Below are 12,809 nucleotides of genomic sequence, written 5' to 3'. Positions count from 1 at the left end.
CGGTGGGTTCGGGCCGCCGGGCGGTGCTGCTGCCCGGCGGCCCTTTCCGTGTGGGGTGACGCGTTTGTTTCGGTGTTCACCCGGGGCGGCCAATTTCCCCGCTTAACAACGGGGTTGCCACGTATTGGCATGACCTCTGTATGACAGACGCATGAAATACGCACGGCCCCCTTGTGCGATTCCTATGCTTCGGCGAATCTTTCGGCTGACGGCGCGTGGATGTCATGTCCGCGTCCGTCACTCCCCACATTGGCGCACCACCACGAGAAGGACCTCTCCATGGCAGTGATGCGTTCCCCCAGACACAGGTGGTCAGCCGCCGCCGTGGCCACGGCCGCGGCGGTCGCTCTCGGCGTCGGCGCCGCGATACCCGCGGCAGCCGCTGAAGGCCCCGTCGGCACGATCGCCAACGCGGGCGCTCCCGGAGCGATCAAGGGCAGCTACCTCATCACGCTCGACGAGGACGCGGCTGATGCCTCGTCGTCCAAGGGCCGGGCACTGGCCAAGAAGTACGGTGCCAAGATCAACGTCACCTACGAGGCGGCCCTCAACGGCTACTCCGTGGAACTGACGGAGAAGCAGGCCAAGAAGTTCGCAGCCGACTCGGCCGTCGAGACGGTGGTGCAGGACCAGAAGGTCACCGCGTCCGCGACCCAGTCGAACCCGCCGTCCTGGGGGCTGGACCGGATCGACCAGCCGAACCTGCCGCTGAACAACAGCTACACCTACCCCGACTCGGCCGGCTCGGGGGTGACCGCGTACATCATCGACACCGGTATCCGCCACAGCCACTCCGACTTCGGCGGTCGCGCCAGCTTCGGGTTCGACGCCTTCGGCGGCAACGGCAACGACGGCAACGGACACGGCACCCACGTCGCCGGGACCGTCGGCGGCAACGCGTACGGCGTGGCGAAGAAGGCCTCGCTGGTGTCGGTGCGGGTGCTCGACAACGCGGGCTCGGGAACCATCACCGGCGTGGTGGCCGGCGTCGACTGGGTGACCCAGAACGCCCGCAAGCCGGCGGTCGCCAACATGAGCCTCGGCGGCGGTGCCAACAGCACGCTCGACCAGGCCGTGCGCAACTCCATCGCCTCCGGCGTCACCTACGCTGTGGCCGCGGGCAACGACAACAGCAACGCCTCCGGTTACTCCCCGGCGCGGGTCGCCGAGGCGATCACGGTCGGCTCGACCACGCGCACCGACGCCCGCTCGTCCTTCTCCAACTACGGCAGCATCGTGGACATCTTCGCGCCGGGTTCGGACATCACGGCGCCGTGGATCGGCAGTGACAGCGCCACCCGGACGATCTCCGGCACGTCGATGGCCTCCCCGCACGTGGCCGGCGCCGCCGCCCTCCTGCTCGGTGAGAACCCGTCCGCCACGCCGTCCCAGGTCGGCTCGGCGCTGAACTCGGCCGCGGCCACCGGCAAGGTCGGCAACCCCGGCAGCGGTTCCCCGAACCGTCTGCTCCAGGTCGGTGCCGGCGACCCGGGTGAGCCCGGCGACCCCGATGACCGGTTCGAGAACACCGCCGACTACCCCATCCGCGACCTCGCCACCACCGAGTCCCCGATCTCGGTGAGCGGTGTCTCCGGCAACGCCCCGTCGTCGCTGACCGTCGAGGTGGGCATCAAGCACACCTACGTCGGTGACCTCCAGGTCGACCTGGTCGCCCCGAACGGCTCCACCTTCCGCCTCAAGAGCTACGGCGAGGGCGGCAGCGGAGACGACATCAACCGCAGCTACACGGTCAACGCCTCCTCGGTGTCGGCCAACGGCACCTGGAAGCTGCGGGTGTCGGACAACGCGCGGTACGACACCGGCACCATCGACCGCTGGGCGCTGCAGTTCTGAGTTCCCCGCCACGTCGATCGACCGCTCTCCACGGCTACCACGACGGGTCGTTGACTCGGTGTGACGCCTGACCTCGACCCCCGGAGCCCCGGCTCCGGGGGTCGAGGCCGTGCTGAGCAGTTCCTCATCACTTCGAGTGAATCTTTGGCCGTTCATTGCGGTCAGCCACCCTGGGTTGTCAAGCTGTTGCTCACCGTCAACCTCCTGGGAGGGCACCGTGCCGTTCGGTGAGCAGCCCGCGTACCTTCGTGTCGCCGGGGATCTCCGCCAGAAGATCGCCGACGGCACCCTCGCTCCGCACACCCGCCTCCCCTCGCAGGCCAGGATCAGGGCCGAGTACGGCGTCTCGGACACCGTCGCGCTCGAAGCCCGCAAGGTGCTGATGGCCGAGGGTCTGGTGGAGGGCCGCTCCGGCTCCGGCACCTACGTCCGGGAGCTTCCCGAACCCCGCCGCGTCTCCCGCACGGGATACCGCTCGGCGGGCGGGTCCGGCCTCTTCCGTCAGGAGCAGGCGGCGGACGCCGGCAAGGGCAGCTGGGAGTCGAACAGCCGCCAGCAGGAAGCGCCCGCGGCGATCGCCGCGCGCCTGCGGATCGAGCCGGGGGAGCGGGTGATGCGCACCCGCTACCTCTTCCGGGAGGACGGCGAACCGCTGATGCTCAGCACGTCCTGGGAGCCGCTCGCCCTCACGGGCCGCACCCCGGTGATGCTGCCCGAGGAGGGGCCGCTGGGCGGGCTCGGCGTGGTGGAGCGCATGGCGGCGATCGACGTCGTGGTGGACAACCTGCTGGAGGAGGTCGGGGCCCGGCCGGGCCTGGCCGAGGAGATGACGGCCCTGGGCGGTGTGCCCGGCCACTCGGTGCTGGTCATCTCGCGCACCCACCTCGCCGGGGGGCGCCCGGTCGAGACGGCCGACGTGGTCGTGCCCGCCGACCGCTACCGCCTCACCTACCACCTGCCGGTGCGCTGAGCCTGCGTCGCCCGAGCCGGGCAGGGCCTGCCGTCCGTCGCCGGTGACGCCGCTCGCCGCCGCAGGGCACGTCGTCCGTCAGCCGGGCCGATCGGCCGCCACCGGGTACGCCCGCCGCCGGCGACGCGCGCTCTTTCCGCCGCTCCAGCGGCTTCTGCGGGCCCGTGCGCTTCTCGCGCCTTCACCCACTCGCCTTCCCTCGCCCATTCCGGGCGTACTCCGCCCTGTTCAGGGGGTGTTCCCTTCCGTCCGAACAGTTCGATGGCCGAATTCGTCTCTCCTTGTGCAAAGTCGAATGCGGTGAGTAAAGGTCGGGCGTAAGCTCCGGCATATGCAGAACGCGGGAGCATCAAAGGGGCAGAACGTCGTGCGCCGCCGGACCTGCCGGGGTGCGCGATGAGCGACGGAATGCCGCTTCCCTGGCTGGTCATCCGCCAGGACGACGACGGCAGCCGCTATCGCGTCGGCCGCTACGCCACCCGGCTGGAGGCCCAGACACTCGCCGACCGGCTACGAGAACGGCGCCGGGGCTTGATGGACGAGGGAGACAGGTGTTATCTGGTGGAGCGTTTGGGGCATACGAACAGTGGCGACGCCTGACTCCGTGCAGAATCGGGTATGTGGGCTGTTAGTCCGACATTGCCGGACGGTCGCCGGGTGATTTCCCGCGGACCCCCGGCGTGGTCACCCGAGCAGGGACGTGGGCGGAGTGAGCGAAGCACCGGGGGCAGCCGACTCGCTGCTCGACACGCTTCGCATCGGTGTGGTCATCCTCGACACCGGCGGGCGCATCCTGCTCTGGAGCCCCACCACCGAGGAGCTGCTCGGCTGGCGCAGCGAGGAGGTCGCGGGCCGGCGGTTCGTCGAGTTCCTCGCCGAGTCGGCGCGCGACCCGGATCCGGCCCCCCGCATCTACGGCGAGCTCCGGCGCGGCCGGTTGTGGCGCGGCGGGCTGTGCGGCCTCCACCGCGACGGCCACCCCGTCGAGGTCGAAGGCCAGGCGTCGCTGCTGGAGGACGCCGACGGTGAGCCGTTCATTCTGGCCAATGTCGTCGAGGTCAGCAGACTGAAGGCCATCGAACACGACCTCGCCGCCCTGGACGCCCTGTTCGACTCCTCGCCGCTGGGCATCGCCCTGTTCGACGAGAAGAAGCGCTTCGTCCGCGTCAACAAGGCCCTCGCCGAACTCCACCAGAAGCCGGCCGAGCACATCCTCGGGCGCACCGTCGAAGAGGTCCTGCCCCCCTTCATGGCGGACGAGATCTCCGAGGTGCAGAGCGTCGTCCTGCGGACCGGCCGCACCCTCGTCGACATGGTCATGCCGGCCCCCGACGGGCAGGGCGCGCGCTCGGTGTCGTACAGCAGGCTGACCGACCGGGCCGGCCAGGTGCTCGGTGTCAGCTGCACGATCATGGACGTGACCGAGCGGCTCGAGGCGCTGGAGAAGATCGAACGCGCCCGGCAGCGGCTCAGCCTGCTGGACGACGTCGGCGTCGCCCTGGGCGACCTGCTCGACGTGCGCAAGATCGCCAGGGAGCTGGCCCGCGCCCTCGTCCCGCGCTTCGCCGACTACGCCGGGGTGATGCTGCACAGCGCCGTCGCCCACGGTGACGAACTGCCGCGCGGCGGCACCGCGATCGGCGTGCCGCTGATGCAACTGGGCGTCGCCGCCAAGCGCACCGGCCCCGAGGTCGGCCGCATGCTGCGTGCCGGCCAGGACATCGCCTTCGCCCCCGACTCGTTCTTCGGCACGGTCCTCGCCACCGGCGTGCCGCACCTCGCCGCCTCCCAGGGTGAGCTGCTCGCCGCCACCTACCCCGGCGACCCGAAGGTGCAGGCCGCACTCGACCTCGGCATCCACTCGCTGATGTGCGTTCCGCTGCGGGCCCGCGGCATCGTGCTGGGCCTGCTGGTCATCAGCCGGGCCGAGCGCCGCGAGCCCTTCGACCACGACGACCTGGCGCTCACCATGGAGCTGGCCGGGCGGGCCGGCGTCTCGCTGGACAACGCCCGGCTCTACGCCCGGGAGCGGGAGGGCGCGCTGATGCTCCAGCGCAGCCTGCTGCCGCAGCACGTGCCCTCCCCGCCCGGCGTGCGCATCGGCTACCGCTACGTGCCCGGGAGCAGCGGCACCGAGGTCGGCGGCGACTGGTTCGACGTGATCCCGCTGGCGGGCGGGCGGGTCGCGTTCGTGGTCGGTGACGTGATGGGCCACGGGCTGCGGGCCGCGGCGACCATGGGCCGGCTGCGCACCGCGGTGCGCACCCTCGCCGGACTCGACCTGCCGCCCGACGAGTTGCTGCGCCGGATCAACGACATCGCCGACGACCTCGCCCAGGGCCCCGAGGAGCCACTGATGGCGACGTGCGTCTACGCCGTCTACGACCCGTCCTCGCGTCGCTGCACCCTCGCCAAGGCCGGCCACGTGCCGCCGGTGCTGCTGACCCCCGGCGGGAACGGCCGCTGGTCCGCCCACCCCCTGGAACTGCCCTCCGGGGCGCCGCTGGGCGTCGGCGGAGTGGCGTTCGAGTCGGTGGAGTTGGAGGTCGAGGAGGGCTCGGCCCTCGTGCTCTACACGGACGGGCTGATCGAGTCCCGCGGCGAGGACATCACCGACGGGCTGGACCGGCTCTGCCGCAGACTCTCCGCGGTCAAGGGCGACCTGGACATCGAGCAGGTCTGCGACGACGTCATCGCGCTGACCACCCCCGGAGCCACCACTTCGGACGGCCCCGCCCCGAGAGGGCCGGACGCCGCCCCGAAGCGGCCGGGCGGCAACGTGGTCGCCGCGCACACCGCGGTGGACGACGTGGCGCTGCTGCTCGCCCAGCTCGGCGGACTCCCGGAGGACAGCGCCGCCTACTGGACGTTCCCGGCGGAGAGCCGCGCCGTGCGGCGGGCCCGCAACGAGGTGCGCCGCACCCTGCACACCTGGGGCCTGGACGCGCTCAGCGACGAGGCGGTGCTGCTGGTCAGCGAGCTGGTCACCAACTCGCTGCGCTACGCGCACGGTCCCATCGGGGTGCGGATGGTGCGCGGCACGTCGCTGCTGGTGGAGGTGTCCGACCCGCTGCCCGACCCGCCACGGGAACGGGTCGCGGACGAGCACGACGAAGGCGGGCGCGGCATCCAGCTGGTCGCCCAGTCGGCACGCCGCTGGGGCACCCGGCACGGTCCGATCGGCAAGACGGTGTGGTTCGAGCTGACCCTCCCTGGTTAGAGGGCCGTGCGCACGGGTTAGGAGAAGGGGAGCACCCGGGAGTCGGGGAGCAACCGACCACCGGCCCCGGACGCGGGCAGGGAGGGAACCGGCATCAGGGCACGCACGACCGGCCGGACGGGCCGCACCGGAGCCGCCGGGCGCACACGCATCGGCACGGGCAGCCGCACCGGCACGGGCACACGCATCGGTACTAGCAGAAGCGGGCAGCAAGCGGACGGCAATCGGGAAGACTATGTTCCGCGCGGCCCGGGCCTGCCACACTGCACAGAAGCTCGTGAGCCGAGTACGACGGGGAAGGGGCGGCGTTGAGCGACATTCCAGTCGAGGCAGGAAAGCCGGACGACGTGCGGCGTGCGCTGGCCTTGCTGAACGCGGCGGGCGCCCGGATCGGCAACTCGCTCGACCTGGAGAAGACCGCCCGCGAACTGCTGGACGTGGCGGTCCCGCAGTTCTGCGATCTTGCCTCCGTCGACCTCTACGAGGAAGTCCTCGCCGGTGAGGAGCCGCGCCCCGGCGGCGGCGAGGGCAGCGCACCGCTGCGCCGCGTGGCCTTCGCCAGTGCCGTCGGGGACGGCTCCGACCCGGACACGGTGCCACTGGGCTCCACCCACCGCTACGGCTTCGAGTCGGCGCCCGCCGCCGCCCTGCGCACCGCACGGGTCCGCCCGGTGTCGGTCCGCGGCCCCGGCGAGCAGCCCAGCGTCTCGGCGTTCGGTATCGCCGTGCACTCCACGCTGGCCGTGCCGATGGTGGCCCGCGACCGGGTCCTCGGCCTCGTCCAGTTCTCCCGCACCAAGGGCAGCGAACCGTTCGGCGAGCGGGACGCCGCGCTCGCCGCGGAACTCGCCGCCCGGGCCGCCGTCTGCATAGACAACGCCCGCCTGTACCGGCGCGAACACGAACGCGCCCTGATACTCCAACGCAGCCTGCTGCCGCCCGGCGACCCGGAGGCGGCGGGCCTGGACATCGCCTGCCGCTACCGCCCCGGCACCGACGCCACCGAGGTCGGCGGTGACTGGTTCGACGTCATCGAACTGCCCGGCCACCGCACCGCCCTGGTGGTCGGCGACGTCATGGGCCGCGGCCTGCGCGCCGCCGTCGCCATGGGTGAACTCCGCACCGCGGTCCGCACCCTGGCGCTGCTCGACCTGGAACCGGCCGAGGTGCTGGAGGCACTCGACGAGGTCGCCCGCGGCCTCGGTGAGACGCGCTCCACCCGCCGCGGCGGCGAGGACCTCTCCGAGGTGTACCTCGCCACCTGTGCCTTCGCCGTCTACGACCCGGTGTCCCGGCGCTGCACCTTCGCCAACGCCGGGCACCTGCCGCCGATGCTGGTGGAACCCGACAGCGAGGGCGCGCCGGCGCTGCTGCTGGAAGTGCCCAAGGGCGTGCCGCTGGGGGTCGGCGGTGAACCCTTCGAGCAGATCGAGGTCGAGCTGGCGGACGGCACGCTGCTCGCCCTCTACACCGACGGCCTCGTCGAGTCCCGCTACCAGCCGCTCGACGACGGCCTGCACACGCTGCGCGGCGCGCTCGCCGACTCCGAACGGCCGCTGGAGGACGTCTGCGACCGGGTACTGGCCGGCACGGCCACCCATCACGGCGAGGACGACATCGCGCTGCTGCTGGCCCGGGTGCAGGGCCTGCCCGCCTCGTCGATCGGCGACTGGCGGCTGCCGCCGGAGCCGCGGTCCGTCGCCCGGGCCCGGGAACTCGCCCGCAAGCAGCTCACGAAGTGGGACCTGGAGTCGCTGGCCGACACCACCGAACTGCTCGTCAGCGAACTCGTCACCAACGCGCTGCGGCACGGCCAAGGCCAGATCCGCCTGCGGCTGCTGCTCGACCACACCCTGGTCTGCGAGGTGTGGGACGCCGGGCTGGTCCAGCCGCGTCGACGCCGGGCCAGGGACACCGACGAGGGCGGACGCGGCCTGCAACTCGTCGGGCTGCTCTCGGCCGGTTGGGGCAGCCGCCGCACTCCGCGCGGCAAGACGGTCTGGTTCGAGCTGGCAGTGCCGGACGGTGAACCCAAGCCGCCCGACTCCGTGGACGCCCTGCTGGAAGCCTACCCGGCGCTGTGAGCCCGCCCGGCCGGTGCGGGAGCCGGCCGGGGCCGCCGGTACGAGCGGCGGGCCGCCGCGATGTGAGTTCCCTGTGAAAAACCGCCGCCCGCCCCGAACGGCCAGGTGGGCGAAGGGCTGCGCTTAGGGTGCAGACATGGATCTGAGACTCTCCGGCCCCCGCGGGCGCCGCCTGCTCGCGGGGGCGGCCGTGCTGGCGGTACTCGGGGGCGCCGGCACCTGGACGGCCACCGCCTCCGACTCCGGTCCCGGCGTGCAGCGCGAGGACAAGGTCTTCGACATGCCGGACGCCACGATCGACACCTCGTACTTCGTGGCGGAGGACGGCGCGGAGGACGGCGCGGACGACCGCAGACCGGCGGTGCTCATCGGCCACGGCTTCGGCGGCAGCAAGAACGACGTCCGGGCCCAGGCCGAGAAGCTCGCGCAGGACGGCTACGCGGTCCTCACCTGGTCCGCCCGCGGGTTCGGCGAGTCGACGGGCAAGATTGGATTGAACGATCCCGACGGTGAGGTCGCCGACGTCAGCCGGCTCATCGACTGGCTGGCCGAACGCCCCGAGGTGCGACTCGACGCGAAGGGGGACCCGCGGGTCGGCGTGACCGGCGCGTCCTACGGCGGTGCCGTCTCGCTGCTCGCCGCCGGGCACGACGACCGCGTCGACGCCATCGCCCCGATGATCACCTACTGGAACCTCGCGGACGCGCTGTTCCCGGGCGACGTCTACAAGAAGCTCTGGGCCGGCATCTTCTTCAACACCGGCTCCGCCGACCCGGCCGAGGGCGGCATGACCAACAGCGGCTGCGGGCGGTTCAAGCCGGAACTCTGCGAGATGTACGAGCGGGTCGCGGAGTCGGGCGAACCCGACGACGAAGCCCGTGAACTGCTCACGGAGCGCAGCCCGTCGGCCGTCGGCGACCGCATCGACGTGCCGACCCTGATCGTCCAGGGCCAGTCCGACTCGCTGTTCCCGCTCGACCAGGCCGAAGCCATGGCCGAGGCGATCGCCGAGGCGGGCGGCCCGGTGGTCATGGACTGGATCGCCGGCGGGCACGACGGCGGCCCCATGGAGACCGAGCGCGTCGAGCAGCGGGTCGGCACCTGGTTCGACCGCTACCTCAAGGAGGAGCAGGTCGACATCGGCCCCGGATTCCGGATCTCGCGCACCGGCGGGGTGGACACCACCGACGGCGACGCCCAGCTGCGCGGCGCGACGGCCGAAACCTACCTGGGGTCGGACCAGGACACCCGCTCCATCCCGCTCGACGGCGGCAAGCAGACCTTCCGCAACCCGCCGGGCGCCGGGCCGCCCGCGATCTCCGGCGTGCCGGGCGTCGGCGACCTCACCCAGCTGAACACGCTCGGCGGCGGCGTCACCATGGAATTCTCCGGCCAGCACGCCACCTTCCGCTCGGCACCGCTGGAGCAGTCGCTGCGCATCACCGGCAGCCCGCGCGTCCGGCTGGCGGTCACCGCCGACACCGACGAGGCCGTGCTGTTCGGCAAGGTCTACGACGTCGGCCCCGACGGCAGCCGCCGGCTGCCCCACCAGCTGGTGAGCCCGGTCCGGGTGACCGGGGCCGAGCGGGGCGAGACGGTCGAACTGCGGCTGCCCACCATCGACCACGCCGTGGAGGCCGGCCACCGGCTGGAGCTGGTGGTGTCCGCCACCGACCTCGGCTACGCCTCGCCGACCGCGCCCGCCGACTACACCGTCGCGGTGACCAGCGACGGCCTCCGGGTGCCCACCGCTCCGCAGGTGACCACCGAAGCCGTGCCGCTGCCCTGGTGGGTGTGGGGCCTGCCGGCCGGTGGTGCGCTCGTCGCCGCGCTGCTGCTGCTCGGTGTCCGGCTGCGCCGCACCTCCGTGGCCCCGCCGGACCCGGACCTGGCCGACGTGCCGTTGCAGATCACCGGCCTGTCCAAGAAGTACGCCGGCTCCGACGACCAGTACGCGGTGCGCGACCTGACGTTCCGCGTCGAGCAGGGCCAGGTGCTCGGCCTGCTCGGCCCCAACGGCGCCGGCAAGACCACCACCCTGCGCATGCTGATGGGACTCATCGCACCGGACGAGGGCGAGGCCCGGATCTTCGGCCACACCGTGCGGGCCGGCGCGCCCGTGCTGTCCCGGGTCGGGGCCTTCGTCGAAGGGGCCGGCTTCCTGCCGCACCTCACCGGCCGCGCGAACCTCGACCTCTACTGGCAGGCCACCGGCCGTCCGGCCGAGGACGCGCGGATGGACGAGGCCCTGGAGATCGCCGGTCTCGGCGATGCCCTGGACCGCGCAGTCCGCACCTACTCGCAGGGCATGCGGCAGCGGCTGGCCATCGCCCAGGCCATGCTCGGCATGCCGGAGCTGCTCATCCTCGACGAGCCGACCAACGGGCTCGACCCGCCGCAGATCCGGGAGATGCGCAAGGTGATGATCCGCTACGCGGAAGGCGGACGCACGGTGATCGTCTCCAGCCACCTGCTGGCCGAGGTCGAGCAGACCTGCACCGACCTGGTGGTCATGGACCGCGGGCGGCTGGTGCAGGCCGGACCGGTCGCGCAGATCACCGGCTCCGGCGACAGCCTGCTGGTCGGCGTGCCGGGCGGGGTGGAGCCCGCCGCGCTGGAGAAGGTGGACGCGCTGCCCGGGGTCGCCGCCGCCGAACCCGCCGACGGCGGGCTGCTGGTGAGCCTGGACGGCATGGAGCCCGCCGAACTGCTCGCGGAACTCGTACGGCTGGGTGTCCCGGTGGACCGCTTCGGGCCGCACCGACGTCTTGAGGACGCCTTCCTGACCCTCATCGGAGGTGAGAGCGCATGACCGCGATGCGGGAGTACGCACCCGGCTACTGGGCGAGCCGCACCCTGCCGCTGCGGGTCGAGGCCGAGCGGCAGCTGCGCCGCCGCCGCACCCTCGTGATGGCCGCGCTGCTGGCCGCGCTGCCGTTCGTCCTGGCCGCCGCCTTCGCCATCGGCGGCGAGGACGACGACGGGCGGGGCGGCCGACGGATCAACCTGATGGACACGGCCACCGCCTCCGGGTTGAACTTCGCGGCCACCGCGCTGTTCGTCTCGGCGGGCTTCCTGCTCGTCGTTCCGGTCGCGCTGTTCTGCGGGGACACCGTCGCCTCCGAGGCCAACTGGGCGTCGTTGCGCTACCTGCTGGCGGCGCCCGTGCCACGGACCCGGCTGCTGCTGAGCAAGCTGACCGTGGCGCTGGCGTTCAGCGCCGCGGCGATCGTGCTGCTGCCACTGGTGGCGCTCGCGGTGGGGACCGTGCTGTACGGGTGGGGGCCGTTGCAGGTCCCCACCGGCGGCTCACTCGCCGCCACGGACGCCACCGGGCGGCTCGCGATCGCCGTCGGCTTCGTCTTCGTCTCCCAACTGGTCACCGCGGGGCTCGCGTTCTGGCTGTCGACGGTCACCGACGCGCCGCTGGGCGCGGTCGGCGGCGCGGTCGGCCTGACCATCGTCGGCAACGTGCTGGACGCCGTCACGGCGCTCGGCGACTGGCGTCAGCTGCTCCCCGCGCACTGGCAGTTCGCCTGGGCCGACGCGATGCAGCCGACGCTGGAGTGGACCGGCATGATCAAGGGCTCGGCGGTCTCCGTGGCGTTCGCCCTGGTGCTGTTCGCCATGGCCTTCCGCCACTTCGCCCGCAAGGACATCGTGTCCTGACCCGCGGCGCCCTGCCGGCCGGGTCCGGTCGGCGCGGCGCGCCCCGGCCCGCCCCGGGTCAGCGGCGGCGGCGGATGCGGTCGCCGAGCCAGACCAGCGGGTCGTACCTGCGGTCGGCGGCGCGTTCCTTGAGCGGGATCAGCGCGTTGTCGGTGATGCGGATGCCCTCCGGGCAGACCTCCGTACAGCACTTGGTGATGTTGCAGTAGCCCAGGCCGTGTTCGTCCTGTGCGGACGCCGCCCGGTCCACGCCGTGCCGCTCGGCGCTGTCCAGCGGGTGCATGTCCAGTTCGGCGATCCGCATCAGGAAGCGCGGACCGGCGAACGCCGCCTTGTTCTCCTCGTGGTCGCGCACCACGTGGCAGGTGTCCTGGCACAGGAAGCACTCGATGCACTTGCGGAACTCCTGGGACCGCTCGACGTCGATCTGCTGCATCCGGTACTCGCCGGGCGCCAGTTCCTCCGGAGGCGCGAACGCCGGGACCTGCCTGGCCTTGGTGTAGTTGTAGCCGACGTCGGTGACCAGGTCCCGCACCACGGGGAAGGCCCGGAGCGGGGTGACGGTGACCGTCTCACCGGGGTCGAAGACCGACATCCGGGTCATGCAGAGCAGCCTCGGCCGCCCGTTGATCTCCGCGCTGCACGAACCGCACTTGCCGGCCTTGCAGTTCCAGCGCACCGCCAGGTCCGGGGCCTGCGTCGCCTGGAGCCGGTGGATGATGTCGAGCACCACCTCGCCCTCGTTGACGGCGACGGTGAAGTCGGCGAGGCCGCCGCCGTCCGCGTCGCCGCGCCAGATCCGGAAGTGCGCCTCGTGGCCGGTGCCCGCCGCAGGTGTCATCTACGTCGTCAACTCCTCGTCGGTCAGGTATTTGACCAGCTCGTCCCGGGTGAAGAGAGCCAGCAGGTCCGGTCGCACCGGTGGTGCCTCCCGCCGGCTCAACCGCACCGCGCCCGCCTGCCGCGTTCCCGCGCCTCCCGTCGTCGCCGCGCCGGCCCCCGCAGGTCCACC

At 72.3% G+C, this 12,809-nt stretch carries 7 protein-coding genes and 1 pseudogene; 7 read left to right on the top strand and 1 reads right to left on the bottom strand.

Features of this window, described 5'->3' with window-relative positions; all coding sequences use genetic code 11:
- Positions 1–279 precede the first annotated feature (279 nt).
- The 7 genes and pseudogenes from ACYVE9_RS06130 to ACYVE9_RS06100 all read left to right on the top strand — a co-directional run bounded on the left by ACYVE9_RS06130 (position 280) and on the right by ACYVE9_RS06100 (position 11,797).
- Positions 280–1,854, top strand: coding sequence for a S8 family peptidase (locus tag ACYVE9_RS06130; protein WP_461026689.1), 1,575 nt, complete (start codon positions 280–282; stop codon positions 1,852–1,854).
- 217 nt (positions 1,855–2,071) lie between these two features.
- Positions 2,072–2,824: a GntR family transcriptional regulator gene (locus ACYVE9_RS06125; RefSeq protein ID WP_461026688.1), complete on the top strand. Its 753-nt coding sequence runs from the start codon at positions 2,072–2,074 to the stop codon at positions 2,822–2,824.
- Positions 2,825–3,220: 396 nt separating this feature from the next.
- Complete coding sequence (locus ACYVE9_RS06120; protein WP_461026687.1) at positions 3,221–3,424, top strand: SPOR domain-containing protein; 204 nt, start codon at positions 3,221–3,223, stop codon at positions 3,422–3,424.
- Between the two features lie 109 nt (positions 3,425–3,533).
- A complete protein-coding gene (locus tag ACYVE9_RS06115; RefSeq protein ID WP_461026686.1) occupies positions 3,534–6,044 on the top strand; it encodes a SpoIIE family protein phosphatase in 2,511 nt (836 codons plus the stop codon).
- Positions 6,045–6,388: 344 nt separating this feature from the next.
- A pseudogene (locus tag ACYVE9_RS06110) lies at positions 6,389–8,128 on the top strand (ATP-binding SpoIIE family protein phosphatase); the annotation flags it as partial.
- Positions 8,129–8,264: 136 nt separating this feature from the next.
- On the top strand, positions 8,265–10,940 hold the full coding sequence (locus ACYVE9_RS06105) for an alpha/beta fold hydrolase (RefSeq protein WP_461026685.1): 2,676 nt from the start codon (positions 8,265–8,267) through the stop codon (positions 10,938–10,940).
- Positions 10,937–11,797: an ABC transporter permease gene (locus tag ACYVE9_RS06100; protein WP_461026684.1), complete on the top strand. Its 861-nt coding sequence runs from the start codon at positions 10,937–10,939 to the stop codon at positions 11,795–11,797. The genes ACYVE9_RS06105 and ACYVE9_RS06100 overlap by 4 nt, the downstream gene beginning before the upstream one ends.
- 58 nt (positions 11,798–11,855) lie before the next feature.
- On the opposite strand, the gene ACYVE9_RS06095 is transcribed toward ACYVE9_RS06100, so the two are convergent.
- Positions 11,856–12,638 (bottom strand): succinate dehydrogenase/fumarate reductase iron-sulfur subunit, encoded by a 783-nt coding sequence (locus ACYVE9_RS06095; protein ID WP_461026683.1) that lies wholly within the window; start codon positions 12,636–12,638, stop codon positions 11,856–11,858.
- Between the last annotated feature and the right edge of the window lie 171 nt (positions 12,639–12,809).

It is taken from the genome of Streptomyces sparsus, assembly GCF_054776295.1.
This window is presented reverse-complemented; position numbering and strand designations above follow the sequence as displayed.

Coding starts and splice junctions, on each gene's coding strand:
- ACYVE9_RS06105 (WP_461026685.1), top strand. CDS start 8,265: ATGGATCTGAGACTCTCCGGCCCCCGCGGGCGCCGCCTGCTCGCGGGG.
- ACYVE9_RS06120 (WP_461026687.1), top strand. CDS start 3,221: ATGAGCGACGGAATGCCGCTTCCCTGGCTGGTCATCCGCCAGGACGAC.
- ACYVE9_RS06095 (WP_461026683.1), bottom strand. CDS start 12,638: ATGACACCTGCGGCGGGCACCGGCCACGAGGCGCACTTCCGGATCTGG.
- ACYVE9_RS06130 (WP_461026689.1), top strand. CDS start 280: ATGGCAGTGATGCGTTCCCCCAGACACAGGTGGTCAGCCGCCGCCGTG.
- ACYVE9_RS06100 (WP_461026684.1), top strand. CDS start 10,937: ATGACCGCGATGCGGGAGTACGCACCCGGCTACTGGGCGAGCCGCACC.